The following is a 17,502-nucleotide window of genomic DNA, read 5'->3' as shown; positions in this document are numbered from 1 at the left end:
CCCCGACGACGTCAGCCCTCCGTGCCCAGCACCAGCGGCACCTGCACCCGCACGTTCTTGCCGCGCGCGATCCAGGCACCGCGGCCGACGGGGAACTCGCCCTTCGCGGCACGCGGCAGCGAGGTCTTGAGGATCGTGTCCCCGTCGAGGTTCTCCGGCTGCAGCAGCAGACCCCGGCGGCCGTTCTTGACCTCGGAGAGCAGCGGCCACGTGGCACCCCACGAGCCGGTCTCGGCCTCGGCCACCAGCAGGTGGTCGCTCTTGCGGATCGCCTTGGTGAGGTCCTGGATCGGCTTGTCGGCGGGTGTCTGCAGGTACTCGTTGATGCCCTCGATCAGCACCACCATGCCGGGCTCGGTGTCCTCGTCCAGCACCGCGGCGAGGAGCTCCTTGGCCATGTCGGCGACCTTGTCCACACCCATCGCGACGTCCGCCCACGTCATCTCGCCCGCAATGGCGGAACGCGACTGCGCGAACAGGTAGAGCCGCGCGTTGGGGTTGGCCCGCTGGACCGACCGTGCGATGTGCACCAGCGCGTTCGACCGGCCCGATCCGGGCGGGCCGGCCACCACGAGCGTGCCCGTGGGGTCGAACGGCAGCGGCGCCATCGCGATGTTGTCGATGCCGAGCACCGGGTGCCCGTTGACCGACGGCGGCAGCTCCATCGCGGAGTACTCCGTGGGCAGCACCCGGACCGCGGGGGCCGGCCGCACGCCGGCCCGGCGCATCGACTCGGCGAGCCGGTCGGTGGCGACCGCCTGCTCCTGGACCGACGTCGTGCCCCCGACCACCGCCACCTGGACCTCGAGCCCGTCCAGGACCGCGCGCCCGCTGGGGGACGTGGCCGTGACGATGTCCCGCGGCGCGTTGAAGGCGAGGTATCCGTCGTCGGACATCCGCAGCAGGATGTTGCGCTGCACCATCGACCGCACGTACGTCGGCACGGCGCCCGACCGGTCGGCCGTGAACATGACGTGCATGCCCAGCCCTCGACCGTCGTTCAGGATGTCGCGGAACACCTCGAACCACTCGGCGCGGCCAGCGCCCACCTCGTACTCGTCACGGAAGTTCGCGAACCCGTCCACGAGCAGGAGGATGCGCGGCACGTCCCTGCGGCCGGTGACCTGCCGGTACTCCGTGACGCTCGCGGCGTTCACGGCGGCGAAGGCCTCGCCGCGGCGCTGCAGCTCGTCGCGCAGCATCCGCATCAGACCGACGATGCGCTCGTTGTCGTCGCCCTTGGCGATGGTGCCCACGTGCGGCAGCGCCTCGAGCATGCGCAGCGCCCCGGCGGCGAAGTCGAGCCCGTACACGTGGACCGGGCCGCCGCGCGGCGTGATCCCCGCCACCGCGGCGAGCGTGCGCAGGGCCGTCGACTTTCCGGAGCCACCCGTGCCGTAGATGCCGAGGTGGCCGTCCTGGTCCGGGAAGAAGTACTGGGGCGCCTGAGCCTGCTGCTCCGGGATGTCTGCCACGCCGATGAGCAGCTCGGTGTCCGAGCGCTGGTACAGCCGCGTGAGGTCGTAGACGTCGGCGAGCGAGTCGAGCCACGGACGGCGCGGGATCGGCAGGCGGCCGCGCTCGAACGCCTCCTGGATCCGGGCGACCAGCCGCTGCTGGTCGTTGGGCCCGAGGTCCTTCTCCTCGACCGAGACGTCTGACTCGACGACCGGCTCCTCCCACTTCTCCTCGCGACCGAAGTGCAGGCGCGCGACCTCCACCTTGGTGCGCTCGGGCGCCCTCGTGCTCCACGCACCGGCATAACCGGACTGGAAGGCCTGCACGCGACCGGGGCCGGTCTTGACGAGCCCGCGGCCCGGGATCGACGGGTCCACAAAGGCCGCGTCCTTCACGTCGACGACGTCGGAGGAGTCCGACTCGTCCGCCATGCGGAGCGCGACGCGCATGTTGGTGTTGGCGCGCAGGTTGTCCTTGATGACACCGGCGGGACGCTGGGTCGCCATGATCAGGTGGATACCGAGCGAGCGGCCACGCTGGGCGACGTCGACGACGCCGTCCACGAACTCGGGCACGTCGCCCACAAGGGCGGCGAACTCGTCGATCACGATGACCAGCGCGGGCGGCGTCTCGGGGTCGCCACGCTTCTCCAGCTCGAGCAGGTCCTTGGCCTTCTTGCGGTTGAAGAGGTGCTCTCGGTGGTGCAGCTCGGCTCGGAGGCTCGTGATGGCCCGCAGCACCAGGTGCGGCGACAGGTCGGTCACCAGGCCCACGCAGTGCGGCAGCTGGACGCAGTCCGCGAACGCCGAGCCGCCCTTGTAGTCCACGAACAGGAACGTCACGCGGTCCGGGCTGTACTCGGCGGCCATCGCGAGCACCCACGCCTGCAGGAACTCCGACTTGCCGGCACCGGTCGTACCGCCGACCAGGGCGTGCGGGCCCTGGCTGCGCAGGTCGAGGTGCTGGGCGTCCACGCCGGCCGAGCCGACGATCGCGCGCAGGGAACCGGGCCGCTTGCGCTGCACACCCTGCCCCGACCGGTCGTAGACCGACAGGTTCTGACGCCAGCGCTCCATGACGGCGTCGGGGTTCTCGAACAGGTCGTGCCCCAGCAGGGCCGGCATCGTGATGGAGCGCGGCAGGTCGGACGCATCCTCGACGATCGCGCCGGCGTCGAACACCGGCGCCAGCCGGCGGCCGTACTCCAGCGCCGCCTTGCCGTCGACCTCCTCCAGCACGACGTCGTCGACCCAGCGGCCCAGGCGCACCATGCCCACGCGCGGGCCGTCCTGGCCCACCTCGACGAACGTGCGGCACGCGGCGGGCAGGCCCGACGTGTCCGAGGAGATCCACAGCGGGTAGACGCCGGCGTCGGCGCCCATCTCCGCGAGCTGGATGAGCCGTGCGCGGTCGACGTCGATGTCGTCCGAGATCACCACGATCACGGCCGGGACGGGGGACTTGGTCCCGGTGTCCGCGCCGCGTTCGGCGACGCCGCCGCCGCGCTCCAGCGCCGCGGCGTCCTCGCCGAGCGCACCACGGCGACCGCCACCGCGAGCTGCCTTGAGCCGGTTGGAGATCAGCTCCTCGAGCTGCGCGAGCAGCCGCTGCGCGCCCGAGGCGGAGTCGGCGAGGTGGTGCCCGTCGATGGGGCTGTGCGCCGACGACGTGTGCGGGATCCAGGTGAGCCACTGCAGGTGCTGCGTCCACACCGGGCTCACGATGCTGGTCACGACCAGCTCCGACGGGGAGTGCAGACCCGTGAGCTGCAGCAGGGTCGCGTTCAGGGAACCGACCACCCGGGCGGGCGGGCCGGCGAAGCCGAGCGCGCCGGCGTCGTACAGGTTCTCCACCACGGGGACGCCGTCGACGTCCTCGTACTGCTTCACCAGCTTGTCGAGCACCTCCTGGTACTCCTTCATGAGCTGGCCCTTGCCACCGGTCTTCACCGTGTTCCGCGACGGCATGGTCCCGAGGCCGAAGCGGACGTTGAGGAAGTTCCAGTGCTCGGGACGGCGCGTCCACAGCAGCGGGCCGTGCCGCATGGCCTCCACGTAGACGTGCTGGGTGGCCGGGGCCTCGCGGAGCCGGACCGAGCGCTCGGTCTCCTTCTCCTCCTTGAGCACGTCGCGCAGCGACCCGAGCTTGTCCTCGAACCGGGCCACGTCGCGCTCCAGGCGCCGCTTGGCCTGCCGCCCCTGCGTCAGGTGGTTGCCGATCATCATCACGGGCGCCATCAGCACGAACAGCAGCGCGGTGGGGCGTTGCATGATGAAGAACATCGCAACGCCCATGAGGATCGGGGCCAGCAGCGCGAGGAACGGGAAGTCCTTCGGCTCGGCCTCCTTGGGGGCCTCCGGGGACTCGAACTCCTCACCGCGGTAGCGCGCCTCGACCCGCGGCGAGCGGGTGAACGCGACCGGTCCGGCCTTGGGCGTCACGCCGGTGATCGTGCTGGGCCGGCGGCTCTCGACGGTGACCGTCGTGTCGCCGAGCACGATCCGTTGCGAGCCCTCGATCCGCAGGCGCTGCACGTGCGCGCCGTCGACCAGGATGCCGTTCGCCGAGCCGAGGTCGACGACCTCGACGCCGTCCGACACGTCGAGGCGCAGGTGCTTCTTCGACACCATCGGGTCGTCGACCACGACATCGCACTCCTGCGAGCGGCCCAGCACCCAGGAGCCCTCCGTGAGCTCCACGGTTCCGCCACCCTCGATGCGGATGGCCGCGCGGACGGCGTCGGAACCCGGATAGTCGAAGCCAGGCATGGCCTGCTCCACCGACGCGACGAACGCGCCCGAGCCGATCCACGCCTCACCCAGCGCGGCATCCGCGGGCAGCCGGACCGGCCGGTCCTGGCCCGGCAGCTGCGCCTCCAGCGTGCGGGACCGACCCGGGGCGCCAGGCGCCGACGGGTCCACCCGGGCGATCGTGTCGGCGATCTCGCCGATCCGAGCGCCGGCGTCCGCAGTCACCACGACGTCGTCGTGGCTACCGTCAGAACGTACGAGCGTCACCTTGACGCGCATGAATCCTCCCCGTCACTTCTGCTTGTTCCGGGGGCCGCGAACGACGGCCCCCACCACCCCGCCGACCACGGCCCCGCCGACCGTGGCGATCCAGGTCGAACCTGTCGTGAGGGCGCGCCCGAGCGCGCGCAAGGGGTCCCAGAAGTCACCGGTCCCGGTGCCCGTGAGCAGCACCGTCCCGAAGACCACCACCACCCAGACGATCGCTGCGCCGCCGATGGCCCCGGCCACCACGAGCTCCGCCCGGTTTCGGGCAGGTCTGCTCATGCCGTCGCCCCCTTCTCGTCTTCCGTGTCGTCGAGGAGCGGCAGGTCCGCCTGGGTCACCAGGCGGGACGCCACGGCGTACTCCACGAGCCGAGCGCGCCGGTTGGTCGCGAGCGCTCCCGGGCCGCCGCGCAGCCCCTTGACGCCGATCCGGTCGAGCTTCTCGCACACGTTGTCGAGCTTGCGGTTGAACCGCGTGCTCGCCCAGCCGAGCCGCCGGGCCGCCAACGCCGACGACGGGATCTCGCTCAGCCCCGTGCCCTCGCGCTTCAGCATGGGCTCGGCGAGCGCGACGATGAGCTGCTTCTGGCTCTTCGTGAAGCTGATGGCGCCGATCGTCGTGGCCCCCGAGTCGTCGCCGTCCTCCGAGCGGATCTCGTGGTACGGCGCGTTGTCGAGCTGCACAGTGATCTCGTAGGTCGTGGGACCCGCAGTGAACACGATGGACGTCGTGGGGAACACCATGGGCAGGCGATTGCCCGGCGGGAGCCAGGACTGCACCCCGCCCCCGGCGTCGCACACGGTCGCGGAGATGAGGGAGCCGACGTTGGACAACCACCAGATGGTGTCTTCACGCGCGATACGCAGGAACCGGCGGTGCAGGTATGGGTTGTCGTCGATCGCGAGGTCGCCCTCACGGCCAATGTCGAACGTTGCGCCCTCATCGGACGGCCGAAACCACTCACCGGCAAACTCGATCGCAAGACCGCTCATCGACTCACCTCCCATGTCCGGTCCGAACGCCTGCGCTCGGAGCTACCGTCGTCGTGTCAGTTCGCATCAGGGCTGTGCGCTGACGCAGTCTTCCTTCGCGTTCTCCTGCGGTTTGGACGGGCTGCCGGAGCGCACCACCACGATCTCGACGCACGTCTCGCCCTTGAGCGGCACCGTCACCGACGTACCGCTCGGCACCGGCTGGAACACGGGGTCGCCCGTCAGCTCCAGCACGCGGTAGGCGTAGGTGTCACCCTCCTCCAGGGACTTGGGCGGTGTCCACGAATACACCGCTTCATTGCCCTTGACCTGGACCTTGACGTCCCGAACCGGCGGCACGTACCCGCCGCCGGGCGGGGGAGGCACGAAGGTGGACGTCGTCGCCGTCTGCTCGTCCTCGGGGTCCTGGCCGCCGGTGCCGTTCAGTGCCCAGACGGACACCCCGACCACCGCGACCACGAGCACACCGACGACCAGCGCCCACACTCCCCGATGCGGCTGCTCCTCCACCTCGGCGGCCGGGACGGGTGCCTGCTCGGCAGGCGCGAGCTGCCCGACCGCGCCCGCCGTCGCCTGGGTCCCGGTCGTCGAGGGGTCCGCGGCCCCGCGGTACACCGTGTCGTCCGACGGCGAAGGGGCCGGGGCCGGCGGTGCGGGCGCATAGGCGCCACCCGCGGCGGCGCGCAGCGCGCCACCCGAGCCGCCCGGGCCGAAACCGTTCCCGCTGGGCCCGAAACCATTCCCGCCAGTCCCGAACCCGCTCTGGCTCGCGGCCACGGCGCCGCCCGCTCCGGCCGGGTCGATGGTGACGATCTGGCGCAACCGGGTGCCGTCGGCCTCGGCCTCGTCCTCCTGCATCGCGCCGGACTCGTCCAGCAGGTCAATGGGCGTGACGTCGCGGGACAGCTCGACCTGGACCTTCTGCAGCTCGCGCGCGAAGGCCAGCACGGTCGGGTACCGCGAGGACGACAGCTTCGACATCGCGATGCGCAGCACGCGCTCCAACGACGGCGTGACGTCGCTGCGGCTCATCGGCGGCAGCTCGTCCTGCGCGATGCGGCGGACCAGGTCCGCGGACGTGTTCGACCCGCCGGGCGTCTCGAACGGCGTGCGCCCGGCCAGCAGCGTGTAGCAGGTGGCGGCCAGGGCCCACACGTCCGTCGCGATGCCCGACATCGGCGGGTCGCCGAACGACTCAGGTGGCGACCACGGGATCGACATGCCCTCGGCGGACGAGGCCTCGTCCACCGTGGACGAGATGCCGAAGTCCGTCAGCGCGGGGTGCCCGAACTGCGTGACCAGGATGTTCGACGGCTTCAGGTCGCGGTGCAGGATGCCCAGCCGGTGAGCCGTCTCCACGGCTCCCGCGATCTGGATGGTGATGCGCAGGGCCTCGGCCACCGAGAACCGCTCCGACCGGTAGCGCGCGCCCAGGTTCGGGCGGGAGCAGTACTCCATTGCGAGGTACGGGCGGCCGTCGTTGGCGACGCCCGCCTCGTACATCGTGACGATCGACGGGTGGTTGCCCAGTGTCGCCATCAGGTCTGCCTCGGCGTCGAACGCCGCCCGCTGTGTCGCGCTCGACCACTCCTTGAGCAGCACCTTCACCGCGACCTGACGGCGCGGTCGCTGCTGCTCGTACAGGAACACATCCGAGAAGCCGCCCGAACCGATGAGCTTGCGGTACTCGAAGCCCTCGATCTCGGGTGGCGGGGACGGCTTCCTCTTGCTGCTCACACTTCTCCTTCGTCGGTGGTCGAGCCTGCGGTGGTCGAGCTCGTCGAGACCCTCACCAGATGCCCTCGAACGTGAGGGTCACGCCGTCGCCCAGGTCCACGACGTCGCCGTCGGACACGAGCTCCTTCTCGTTCGGGTGCAGGCGACGCGGCGGCTGGCCCGGCCGCAGCAGCGTGGTGCCGTTCGTCGTGGCCAGGTCCGTGACGAGCACGTGCCAGTCCTCGAGCGAGATCTCGGTGTGTGACCGCGAGATGTCCTGCTGCGGGCTGGAGACCGTGACAAGGCGCGGCATCTGGTCGGCCGAGGTGTTGTTCGTGCGCGGCCTGCGGCCCACGATCACCGGACGGTCCAGCTCGACCACCTGACCGCCGCGCACTCCCGAGGCACCCCCGGTGGCTGTTCCGGACGTCACGATCATGCGGCCGAGCGACGGACGCGGCGCCAGAGCGGCCTGGGCCGACAGCGCGCTGCCGCACTCTCGGCAGTTCTCGCGCGCGGTGGGGTTCGGATGCCCGTTCTCGCACGTCACGGCCAGGATCTTCGGCGCGTTCGGGTTGGCGGGCACCGAGAACTTCGGCGAGGGCGCGGCGGCCTTCAGATCCGCGATCGCCGACGACATCACGGTGTGGCCGTCGTGGTCGTCGTCGGCCTCCTCCACGCCGACGGCCGCCGCGCGGTGCTCCGCGGCCGGGGTGGCCGACCAGCCGGGCACACCTGCGATCGGGACGCCGGAGACCATGCCGTCCGACCCGGCGGCCGCCAGGGCCGGCGTCGCGGGGGCGGGCGGCGCGGCCGGGGCGGGGGGTGGCAAAGGCGGCGACACCGCGCCCGACGCCGGAGCGGGCTCCTCGTCCTCGCCCTCCTCGGTGCTCTCCGGTCGGACCGCCGCGGCCTCGACGCCGTGGGCGATCGTGGCGCCCCACAGGTGCATGTAGTCGTCTTCGTCCAGGCCGTCGTCCGCGGGCGGCTCGGGAGGTGGCGGCGGCTCGCTGCGGTTCTCGTCAGCGGGCGTGATGGTCTCCTCGGAGGCCGGGACCATCGTCACGGTGCCCATGGGGATGGCGGTCGCGCCCGAGTCCGCGGCCGAGTCCGGCGACGCCGAGTGCCCGAGGGCCGGCGTGCCCGGGGCCGATGTGATCGGAGCGGACGTGATCGGGGCGGAGGTGATCGGGGCCGGCGCGAACGGGGCCGACGCGATCGGGGGCGGCGTCACGCCGGCCGAGCTCGCTGCCGAGCCGGTCGAGACCGAGGCCCCGGCGGCCGACGCCTCGGCGTGCTCGACCACCTGGCGGCGCACCACGCCGGCCAGTACCACGCCCGACTCGACGGGCAGGCCGTCCGCGAAGTTGTCGAGACCAGACGCGCCCGTCCTGACCTCGACGGCCGTCACGCCCTCGACCACGCGCTCGGTCCACGAGATCACGCCGGCGCCCGACACGGTCTGGACGTCATCGCCGGTCTCGATCCTGACGGTCAGGCCGTCGCCGCGCACCACGACGTGCGCGCTCGCCGGCCCGCCCATTCCTGCGCTCGTCAGCACGACTACCGCGAACGGCGGGACGCCCTTCAGGCCACCCACCGCTGATGCCGTCAGGGCACCCAGCACCTCGGCAACTCCCGAGCCGGGCACGGCCAGGTCGGTCCACAGGTGAGCGACCCGGTCGGCCCCGCCAGCCGCGACCCCCTCGCCGGGCAGCACGACGATGGCGTCGCCCCGCACGATGACGCGCGCCTTCCCCGTCGTGTACCGGATGCCGGTCCCGGCTCGCTGTCCAGCGTCCGAGGTGCTCATGGTCGCCTCCCCTGTTGTTGCCTTGCTCGTGTCCCGCCGGCCCTGCCACGTCCGCGCGTCAGACTCTGGTGACGATGCCGAGCCGGATCAGTCACGCGGCACCGTGTCCTCGTCCGCCGCGAACCCGCCGTTCGGCGACGTGCTCGACCCCGCCGTCTCCTGGGCGATGCCGGTGGCGTCCACCACTATCACGGTGATGTTGTCCCGGCCGCCCGCGGCGATCGCCGCCTCGACCAGCCGGCCCGCAGCGACCTGCGGGTCGGGATGACCCAGCATGATCTCGCTGATCTGTGCGTCGGTGAGCTCGCCGGTCAGCCCGTCCGAGCAGACGAGGATCCGGTCGTGCGCACCGATCGGGATGTACCGGAAGTCGGCCCGCGCCTCGTCCAGTCCGCCCAGAGCACGCGTGATCACGTGTCGGCGCGGATGGCTCCGCGCCTCCTCGGCGGTCAGCGTACCCGCGTCGACCATCTCCTGGACCTCGGAGTGGTCCACGCTCACCTGGTCCAATACCCCGCTGGAGAGCAGGTAGGTGCGCGAGTCGCCCACGTTCACGAAGAGCCAGTAGGGCGCGTCGTCGAGGTACGCGACCACGGCGCCCGTGAGCGTCGTGCCCGCGCCATGGCCCTGGCCCGACGTGTCGATCGCCCGGACCCGGTCCTGCGCCATCTCAAGCAGCGCCTCCACGTGGTGCGGCTCTACCCGCTCCATGTCGGTGAGCGGGCGCAGCGCATCCAGGGCTGTCGCGCTCGCGACCTCCCCTGCGGCGTGCCCGCCCATCCCGTCTGCGACGAAGAACGCTCCCCCGGCGGCGAAGTAGCCGTCCTCGTTGAGCTGGCGACGCAGCCCCCGGTCGGAGGCCGCGCCCCAGGCGAGCGTCAGCGCGTCATCACTCATGCCCCGGCCTGAGGGTGTACGACGACGCGGCGGTCACCAACATGGATCGTCGAACCCACCGGAACGCGCACCCGGGCACCCGGCTCCGCGACCCGGGGCGGCAGGCCCGGCGCCGATACGACGGTGCCGTTCGTCGAGCCGCGGTCCGTGAGCCACAGGCCGGCGGTGTCCACGCCCAGCTCGGCGTGCGTCTTGGACACCGACCGGGTCGGGTCGTCGACCTTGATCAGGATCCAGCCGGACACGTCGGGCGCCTGAGGGTTGCGGCCCACGAGCGCCTTGGTGTCGACGACGTACCGCTCGCCGCCCTCGACCTCCAGCACCACCGTCGTCACCGCCGCCGGGGACATCGGCCGGCTCAGGTGGGTGCGCGTCATGTCGATCGGCGCGGAGTCGCGTTCCGGCTCCGGCTGCTGGACCGGCTGCGGCTGCGGCCGGGGCGGCATCGGGGCGCGCTGCGTCAGGTCCTCCTGGGCGGGCGGCCGGACGGGCGCGACAGGGCTCACCGGAGGCGGCGTCGGCCGCACCGGCTGCTGCTGCACGGGCTGGGCCTGCTGCCCCGGGTGCGGCGTGCCGCCGGACCCCGGGTGTGGCCGCCGGATCGTCGCCGGCTCCTCGTGCGCGGGCAGCGGATCCGCCGAGCTGCCGGGCGACAGGCCCGGGATCCCCGTGATCACGCCCGCCGGGTTGCCCGCCGAGGCGCCCGGGAATGCCCACGGGTCGTTCACGGGGGCGGGCGCCGCGGGGTGGGCCTGCTGCGCGGGCTGGGCCGGGACCTGGCCGTTCCCGGCGCCGGTCCACACCTGCGAGGTGCCCGCCGGCGCCCTGGAGGCCGTGCCCGCGGCGGGTGCAACGGGCACACCCGCGACGTCGGCCGCCATGAGCACCACGGCGCGACCGGCCTTGTCGTGCCAGCCCTGCCTCTTGCCACCGCCGTCGAACGCCGGGGACACCAGCACCAGGATCTGGCCCAGGCCGCATACGACGGACCCGAGCCCCACGATGAGCCAGCGCACAAACGCCCGACCGAACCCGATCGGGCCCGAGGCCACTGCGTCGACAGTGCGAACCTTGCAGACCAGGTTGCCGACCGTCTTGCCGGTCTTGCCCTCCCAGGCGGAGACGCCAAGCCAGTAGCCGAGCGCGACCACACTGCTGATCAGGTACGGCACCAGCATTGCCGACGTGATCGCCCCCGACGACGTGAGCAGGCCGCTGACGCCGCCGGCGCCGGCGAGCCCGATCATCGTGATGATCCAGACCACCACCCCGATGACCGCACCGTCGACCAGCGCCGCCAGGAACCGGCGTCCGGTCCCCGCGTAGGCGACCGGCGCCAGCGGTACCGGCAGCACGCCCACCCGCGTCTCGGAGAGCGACTCCGGGACCGTGGTGGTCCCGACATCAGTTGTCTGGACGCGCGGGAACGGGCGCCCGCACACGCCGCAGTACGGCTGGCTCCCATCCTGCGTCGAACCGCATCCAGCGCAGACCACGTCCGTCATCGCCTCTCCTTCGTTCGCCGGGACCCGAGCGCCCCGATTGTCGCGAGGAACCCGCGACCACCGCTCATCCGTGCCCAGACGGAGCGCAGCGACAAAGCCGCCCGCACCCTCCGCCGCGTGCTCACGGTGGAGCGTAGCCCTCCGACCAGCTCGTCGACCTCCGCCCAGAAGGCCTCGACGTCGACCTGCGTGGGCGCTTCCCGCCCGAAGACCGATGCGTCCGCGCGGTGCGCGAGCATGAGGGTCGACGGGACCTGGTGCTCGCCAGCGATCACGCCGGCGCTCTCGCGCCTGGTCGCCCCGCGCGGCACCGTCGTCCCGAGGTCGGTCACGACGTCGACGACCTCGTGCCAGCCCCCGCTGATCCGGTCGGCAAGCTGGTCGGCGCTGCGCCGTGCGGCGCGCCGCCGCGCCTTGTAGGCGAGGATCGCCACGATCGGGCCCACGATGATCAGGAGCGGGATGCCGACGGCGAGCAGGATCATCCCGAGCAGACCCCAGTCGAACAGGTCGTTCTCGACGTCGTCCTTCTCGTCGTCCTCGACGCTGCCGGCCTTCGCCTTGTCCGGCTCCTCCGGCGGCTCCGGCTCCTGCAGGATCGGCGGCTTCGGCACCTTCTCGCTCTTGGGCTCGGGCTGGATCTGCGGCTTCTCTTCCGGAACTGCGTCGATCGGCACCCAGCCGTAGCCCTCGAACGGAACCTCGATCCAGGCGTGCACGTCGCTGCCGAGCACCGTCCAGGGCTCGCCTTCCTCGTACTTGCTTGTCTTGTCCGGGTAGAAGCCCATGACCACGCGAGCCGGGATGCCGGCCTGACGCGCCATGAGGGCGAGCGCTACGGCGAACTGCTCGTCGTCGCCCACCATCTCCTCCGGCTCGACGAGCGTGTCGACGCGCTCCGCCGAGTGACCCGGGCGGGACGGCGGCTCGCCGTCGAGCCCGCTGGACAGGAAGCCCGACGCCTGCAGCGCGTCGCGGATCAGGAACAGCTTGGTCGCGGGGTCGGTCTCCTCGCCCGTGAACTGCGCAGTCTTGGCGGGCAGGCCCAGCGGCAACGCGTTCGGCTCGGTCTCCGGGAGGTCGGCCTCGAGGATCTTGCCCTTCTTCAGGGTCTCCTCGTCCGGCTCCTCCTCGACCAGGGTGCTCAGCCGGTAGGTGTCGCCCGGCCTGATGCCCGCCGTGGTGATCGCGGTGCTCGTGGTCGAGTTGTAGTACGTCCCGTCCGTCTGGGCCTGGGCGTTCTCGCCGTTCCACTGCACGCCGGTGAGGTTGCCGATCTCGGGGACCCAGACGCCGCTGTATCCGGTGACGGTGACGTCGATCGGCGTCGGTGTGCCTTCGTCGGCGGTAGCGATCTCTTCGCCGACCCGGGTGTACACGCCCGTGTCGCCGCCGTCGCCGGACGCGTCGTAGACCACGCCGTCGTACCGGTCGAGCGTCGCGAGCCGGATGCGGCTGCCCTCGGGCAGGTCGCTGACGGTGAACAGCTCGTCCTCGCGAACGGTCTTCCGGTAGTGCCGGAAGGCCACGAGCGGGCTGGTGAACTGGTGGACGTCAAACGGCGGGACGATCGTCTCGCGAAGCACCGTGCGCGGCTGGTCCGGCATGAGGACCGGCGCGGTGAAGCCGGCGGCGAGTGACGCGACAGCCAGGATCGTGGCGCCCGTGCGAATGCGGTACCAGCGCAGCCTGCGCGTGGCCTCGCGGCTGGACTCCGTGCTGATCGAGTGCGTGCCGACACGCGCCTCCATGACGCGTACGGCGCCCCAGAGGAGCGCCACGATGGTGATCACGAGGCCCTGCACCACCGGCAGCGCGGCGTCGAGCGTGCCCAGCAGGATCACGCCGACCAGACCGACGATGACCGGGACCACTGCCCACACCGCGTGCTTCGCACGCCAGGCGATGGTTCCCGCAATCATCGCCAGGACCAGCATGAGCAGGAACGGGACCACGCCGAGGTCCGGGAACGAGCGCATCGGTGGCACGGTGGTGATGAACTGCTTCCAGCCCTGCACGGAGCCGAGCAGCAGCTCGCGCAGGGTGTCCAGGGTCGGCACGACCCCGGCGACGGCGGTGTGCGGCAGTGCCAGCGCGCCACCGAACAGGAGGTAGCCGACGACGGCGAGCGCGGTGACCACGACGGCGGGGAAGCGCCGCCAGGCGCCCACCCAGGCCACCGCCAGCCCGACAGCGGCACCGCCGGCCGTCGGCACCAGGTAGCCGAGCGAGCCCCAGACGGGTCCGAAGCCGACGGCGACGGCGCCGAGCATCACGCTCAGCGCCGCGAGGTCGACCAGGGCGAACCAGGTCAGTGCGCGGGGACGCGCTGCTTCCTTGCGGCGGGTGGTGCCCCGGCCCGTCCCGGTCCGGTACCCGGGGCCGGTGCCGTGGGGCGGCTGGCTGCCCTGGGCCGCCCCGCCCGGCCGGACGCTTCCGCGCGTGTTCTCGTGACTCATGCGTCGCTCATCTTCTTCAGCGCAAGGGGCAGGTCGCCGAGGCGGCCCAGGGTGAGCACGCCCAGCTCGGCGATGGAGTGCCGGCCGAGGGAGGCGCCGGGCACGCACTGGATGGCCATGACCTGCACACCGGCCGGGACCCGCGCGGACGCCGCCCGGAGCTCGGTGGGCGTCACCATGCTGCCCACGACGAACGCGATCACCGAGAAGTCGGTGGCGGCCATGCCGGCCGCGCGGGCCAGGTCCACCAGCTTGGACTTCCGGGACTCGAGCTCGATGCGGGACAGGTCGTCCATCAGGCGGGTGCGGTGGTCACCGTGCAGCGTGGCCTCGTTGACGAGCACCGTGACTCCCCGGTCCTCCTTGATGGCCTGCAGGCCCAGGGAACCGCACACGCTCACGGCGAGCTCGAACTCGTCCTCGTTCGCATAGTCCTCGGCGCGTGTGGACAGCAGCACCGCGAGGTGCGAACGCCGGGTCTCCTCGAACACGCGCACCATGAGCTGGCCGGTGCGCGCCGTCGTCTTCCAGTGGATGTGCCGCCGGTCGTCGCCTGCCACGTAGTCACGCAGCGCGTGGAAGTTCACGTCCGAGCTCGTGATGTCGTTGGTGACGCGGCCCTCGAGGTCCTTGAGGAAGCCCGTCGAGGAGCCGGTGAGGTTCTTGACGCGCGGGTGCACGAAGACCTCTTGCTCGTTGGTCCATGTCATCTCGCGGCGCAGCAGGCCCAGCGGGTCGGCACGGACGGACTTGACCGGGCCCACCGTGATCACGCTGCGGCGCCGGGTCGGGATCGTGAAGATCTCCTCGTGCGTGCCGCCGCCCCGCAGGCGCGGCACCGGGAACGCGGCGGTGCCGGTGCCCACCGGGAGCTCCATCACGGACGGCAGCAGCGCGCGGTTCGACGCGTTGCGCACGTCGAGGCGCCCGACCGCGCGGTCGCCGACGGTCACGCGGGCCTGCGCCAGGTCGAGCACCACGTCGTACTTGAACCGCCCGAGCACGAAGACGATCGCGCACACGAGTGTCACGGTGAGGACTATCGCCGCGACCAGGACCTCGAGCCAGCCGAGCATCAGCCCGGCCACCCAGGACGCGGCAGCAGTGAGCGCCACCGTGATCCCGAACGTGCTGAACGTGCGGCGCACCGGCGCGAGCACGCGGCCGACCGCCGCCGCCCGCGAACGGGCTGCCGCGGCGAACGTGACCCAGCCGCGGCGGCCGCGCTGCAGCTGCGCGCGCCCTGCCGCGACCGCTCCGCCGAGGCCCCTCGGCTTCTCCTGACGTTTCCCGTACGCGGGACCGGCCGCGGTACCGGACGCGATGCCCGTCGCCGTCATGCCGAGGCCCGCTCCTGCGGCGCCGCGACGTCTGCCATGATCCGGGACAGGATGACGTCGGGGCGAGCGCCTGCGAACTCGGCTTCCGGGTCCAGCACGAAGCGGTGGCCCCAGACCGGCTGGGCCAGCTCCTTGATGTCGTCCGGCAGCACGTAGTTGCGGCCGTGGGCGGCGGCCCACACCTTGGCGCAGCGCACCAGGGCCAGGGCGCCACGGACCGAGACGCCGACGCGCACCTCGTGCGCGTTGCGCGTCTCCTCGGCGAGGCGGGACACGTACTCGAGCACCGCGGTGTCCGTGTGCACGGTCGCGCCGAGGTCGGCCATCTCCGTGACGGCCTTGGTGGTGATGATCGGCTGCAGCGCCAGGCTGCGGTCCTTCACCGAGGCACCCGACAGGATCTCCACCGTGGACGCGTGGTCCGGGTAGCCCACCGAGGTCTTCATGAGGAAGCGGTCGAGCTGGGCCTCCGGCAGGCGGTAGGTACCGGCCTGCTCGATCGGGTTCTGGGTGGCCAGGACCATGAACGGGCGGCCGGTCTCGTGCGCGACGCCGTCGACGGTGACGCGGCCCTCCTCCATGACCTCCAGGAGCGCGGACTGCGTCTTCGGCGACGCACGGTTGATCTCGTCCGCCAGCACGATCGACGCGAAGATCGGGCCGGCGTGGAAGTCGAACCGCTGGGTGTTCTGGTCGTAGATCGTCACACCCGTGACGTCGGACGGCAGCAGGTCCGGCGTGAACTGGATGCGGTTGTGCGAGCCCTGGACCGACGCCGCGATGGAGCGCGCGAGCATCGTCTTGCCGGTACCTGGGGCGTCCTCCAGCAACAGGTGCCCCTCGGCGAGCATGCAGGTCAGCGCGAGGCGCACCACCGGCGCCTTGCCCAGGACCGCCTGGCCGACGTTGCCGACGAGCCGGTCGAAGGTCTGGGCGAACCAGGCCGCCTGCTCGGGGGTCATCGTGGTCATCTCGTGTTTCCCTACTGCTCGTTAGTGCTCGTTCGTCGGGTGAAATTATGGCCGATCGTGGCTTGGCCGGACGCCGACGGTGCGGCGTCCGGCCAAGCCGGTTCTACCAGTTCCGTGCCTCGTACAGCGTGCCGTCGATCCTGACCGCCACCTGCGTTCCCGGGTACCCGTAGTAGCAGCCCAGCTGGGACGAGCCGCTGGCCGAACCGAAGGTCCGGTTGTAGCCGCCGTTGCTCGGCAGGATGTTGTGCCAGCCGGACTCGTCCGGGTTGGTACCCGCGTAGCACTCGACGTAGTGGTTGCCGGTGGGGAAGTCCGCCCAGTTGACGACGAAGTAGGCGCACGAGGAGTGCGTGCAGTCACTGCTGCTGACGCTCGAGCCACGTGTGACCCATGCCCTCGGGTTCGGCCGTGGGTCAGAGGTGGCCGAGGCGCAGGTGCTCGCCTCTTGTCCCTCGGTGTCCGTCACGGTGACGCAGGCCTGCTTCGTGTCGCTGTACCCGGCCGAGGCCGACGCGGTACCGCTCTTGGCCGTGCTCGTGATGGCCCCGGTCACCCGCACCGTGGTGGGGCGCCCGTTCGTCCCGCGCGCGTCCCAGGTGAAGGTGACCTTCTGGTCGCCGCCGCTGGCGCTGATCGACGGCTTCGGCACCGGGCCGTACGGCGTCTGCGCGTTCGAGGGGGACGACCAGGCCGAGCAGGCGGACTCGTTGCAGGCACGGACCTGGAACGTGTACGACGTCCCGTTGTTCAGCCCGGGGTACCTGTATGACGTGGCCGTCCCGGCACTCGGGTTGCCCTGGCCGTTGGCCGATACCTCGTACCGGTGTCCCGGGCCGCGGAAGTCCCCGCTCGAGATGCCGTTCCAGCTCACGTCCACGCTCCCGTTGCCGGGGTTGCTGGCCACCACGCCGCTCGGGATCACAGGCGTGCCGTACGGCGTCTGCGCGTTCGACTGCGCGCTGACCGGGGACTTGCCCGCCTTGTTCTCGGCCTGGACCGTGAACGTGTAGGACGACTCCGGGTTCAGGTCCTGAATCGGCATAGACGTCCCGGTCACCGTGTGCGTCGTGGTCTTGTTCCCGTTCTCGTACACGTCGAGGTAGTACATCCTGACGGCGTCGCCGTTGTTGGCCGGGGCCGTCCACGACACGTCGATCTGCCCGCCCTCCGCTGCGTCCCTCCGCTGCGCGGTGGGCGCCGCCGGCTGGGCCGGGGGTGCGGCCGGGGTCTCCGGCGCGGACGGGTCGGACCAGTCGGACGGTTCCGGGGCGTCGTTCTTGGCCTGCACGCGGACCGTGTACGCGGTGCCGTTCTCCAGCCCGGTCCAGGTG

11 protein-coding genes are annotated in these 17,502 nt (G+C 71.7%); all 11 read right to left on the bottom strand.

Annotated features, from left to right (window positions below; genetic code table 11):
- Positions 1-11: 11 nt before the first annotated feature.
- Positions 12-4,487: a type VII secretion EssC family protein gene (locus IE250_RS10145; protein ID WP_189669207.1), complete on the bottom strand. Its 4,476-nt coding sequence runs from the start codon at positions 4,485-4,487 to the stop codon at positions 12-14.
- 12 nt (positions 4,488-4,499) lie between these two features.
- The gene (locus IE250_RS10140; RefSeq protein WP_189669206.1) at positions 4,500-4,754 is read right to left on the bottom strand and encodes a hypothetical protein; all 255 of its coding nucleotides are present in this window, start codon (positions 4,752-4,754) and stop codon (positions 4,500-4,502) included.
- Complete coding sequence (locus tag IE250_RS10135; RefSeq protein WP_189669205.1) at positions 4,751-5,467, bottom strand: hypothetical protein; 717 nt, start codon at positions 5,465-5,467, stop codon at positions 4,751-4,753. Before IE250_RS10135 ends, IE250_RS10140 begins: the two co-directional genes overlap by 4 nt.
- Positions 5,468-5,533: 66 nt before the next feature.
- Entirely contained in the window at positions 5,534-7,204 is a 1,671-nt protein-coding gene (locus IE250_RS10130; protein ID WP_189669204.1) for a serine/threonine-protein kinase, read from the bottom strand.
- 52 nt (positions 7,205-7,256) lie between these two features.
- The gene (locus IE250_RS10125) at positions 7,257-8,996 is read right to left on the bottom strand and encodes an FHA domain-containing protein (RefSeq protein WP_189669203.1); all 1,740 of its coding nucleotides are present in this window, start codon (positions 8,994-8,996) and stop codon (positions 7,257-7,259) included.
- An 87-nt stretch (positions 8,997-9,083) separates the two neighbouring features.
- The gene (locus IE250_RS10120; RefSeq protein WP_189669202.1) at positions 9,084-9,893 is read right to left on the bottom strand and encodes a PP2C family protein-serine/threonine phosphatase; all 810 of its coding nucleotides are present in this window, start codon (positions 9,891-9,893) and stop codon (positions 9,084-9,086) included.
- On the bottom strand, positions 9,890-11,398 hold the full coding sequence (locus tag IE250_RS10115) for an RDD family protein (protein ID WP_189669201.1): 1,509 nt from the start codon (positions 11,396-11,398) through the stop codon (positions 9,890-9,892). Before IE250_RS10115 ends, IE250_RS10120 begins: the two co-directional genes overlap by 4 nt.
- Positions 11,395-13,857, bottom strand: a complete 2,463-nt coding sequence (locus tag IE250_RS10110) for a transglutaminase TgpA family protein (protein ID WP_189669200.1) — start codon at positions 13,855-13,857, stop codon at positions 11,395-11,397. The genes IE250_RS10115 and IE250_RS10110 overlap by 4 nt, the downstream gene beginning before the upstream one ends.
- Positions 13,854-15,197, bottom strand: coding sequence for a DUF58 domain-containing protein (locus tag IE250_RS10105; RefSeq protein ID WP_189669199.1), 1,344 nt, complete (start codon positions 15,195-15,197; stop codon positions 13,854-13,856). The genes IE250_RS10110 and IE250_RS10105 overlap by 4 nt, the downstream gene beginning before the upstream one ends.
- Entirely contained in the window at positions 15,194-16,168 is a 975-nt protein-coding gene (locus IE250_RS10100; protein WP_189669198.1) for an AAA family ATPase, read from the bottom strand. The genes IE250_RS10105 and IE250_RS10100 overlap by 4 nt, the downstream gene beginning before the upstream one ends.
- Before the next feature lie 103 nt (positions 16,169-16,271).
- On the bottom strand, positions 16,272-17,502 hold a 1,231-nt coding region (locus tag IE250_RS10095), incomplete at its 5' end, for a fibronectin type III domain-containing protein (RefSeq protein WP_189669197.1).

Origin of the sequence: Promicromonospora soli (genome assembly GCF_014653785.1) — a bacterium.
Lineage (GTDB): Bacteria > Actinomycetota > Actinomycetes > Actinomycetales > Cellulomonadaceae > Promicromonospora > Promicromonospora soli.
The sequence above is the reverse complement of the archived record's forward strand: the minus strand, read 5'-3'. Positions and strand labels throughout refer to the sequence as shown.

What these genes read in the sequence shown, in the direction of transcription:
- IE250_RS10145 (WP_189669207.1), bottom strand. Translation starts at nt 4,487, where the DNA reads ATGCGCGTCAAGGTGACGCTCGTACGTTCTGACGGTAGCCACGACGAC.
- IE250_RS10140 (WP_189669206.1), bottom strand. Translation starts at nt 4,754, where the DNA reads ATGAGCAGACCTGCCCGAAACCGGGCGGAGCTCGTGGTGGCCGGGGCC.
- IE250_RS10135 (WP_189669205.1), bottom strand. Translation starts at nt 5,467, where the DNA reads ATGAGCGGTCTTGCGATCGAGTTTGCCGGTGAGTGGTTTCGGCCGTCC.
- IE250_RS10125 (WP_189669203.1), bottom strand. Translation starts at nt 8,996, where the DNA reads ATGAGCACCTCGGACGCTGGACAGCGAGCCGGGACCGGCATCCGGTAC.
- IE250_RS10120 (WP_189669202.1), bottom strand. Translation starts at nt 9,893, where the DNA reads ATGAGTGATGACGCGCTGACGCTCGCCTGGGGCGCGGCCTCCGACCGG.
- IE250_RS10115 (WP_189669201.1), bottom strand. Translation starts at nt 11,398, where the DNA reads ATGACGGACGTGGTCTGCGCTGGATGCGGTTCGACGCAGGATGGGAGC.
- IE250_RS10110 (WP_189669200.1), bottom strand. Translation starts at nt 13,857, where the DNA reads ATGAGTCACGAGAACACGCGCGGAAGCGTCCGGCCGGGCGGGGCGGCC.
- IE250_RS10105 (WP_189669199.1), bottom strand. Translation starts at nt 15,197, where the DNA reads ATGACGGCGACGGGCATCGCGTCCGGTACCGCGGCCGGTCCCGCGTAC.
- IE250_RS10100 (WP_189669198.1), bottom strand. Translation starts at nt 16,168, where the DNA reads ATGACCACGATGACCCCCGAGCAGGCGGCCTGGTTCGCCCAGACCTTC.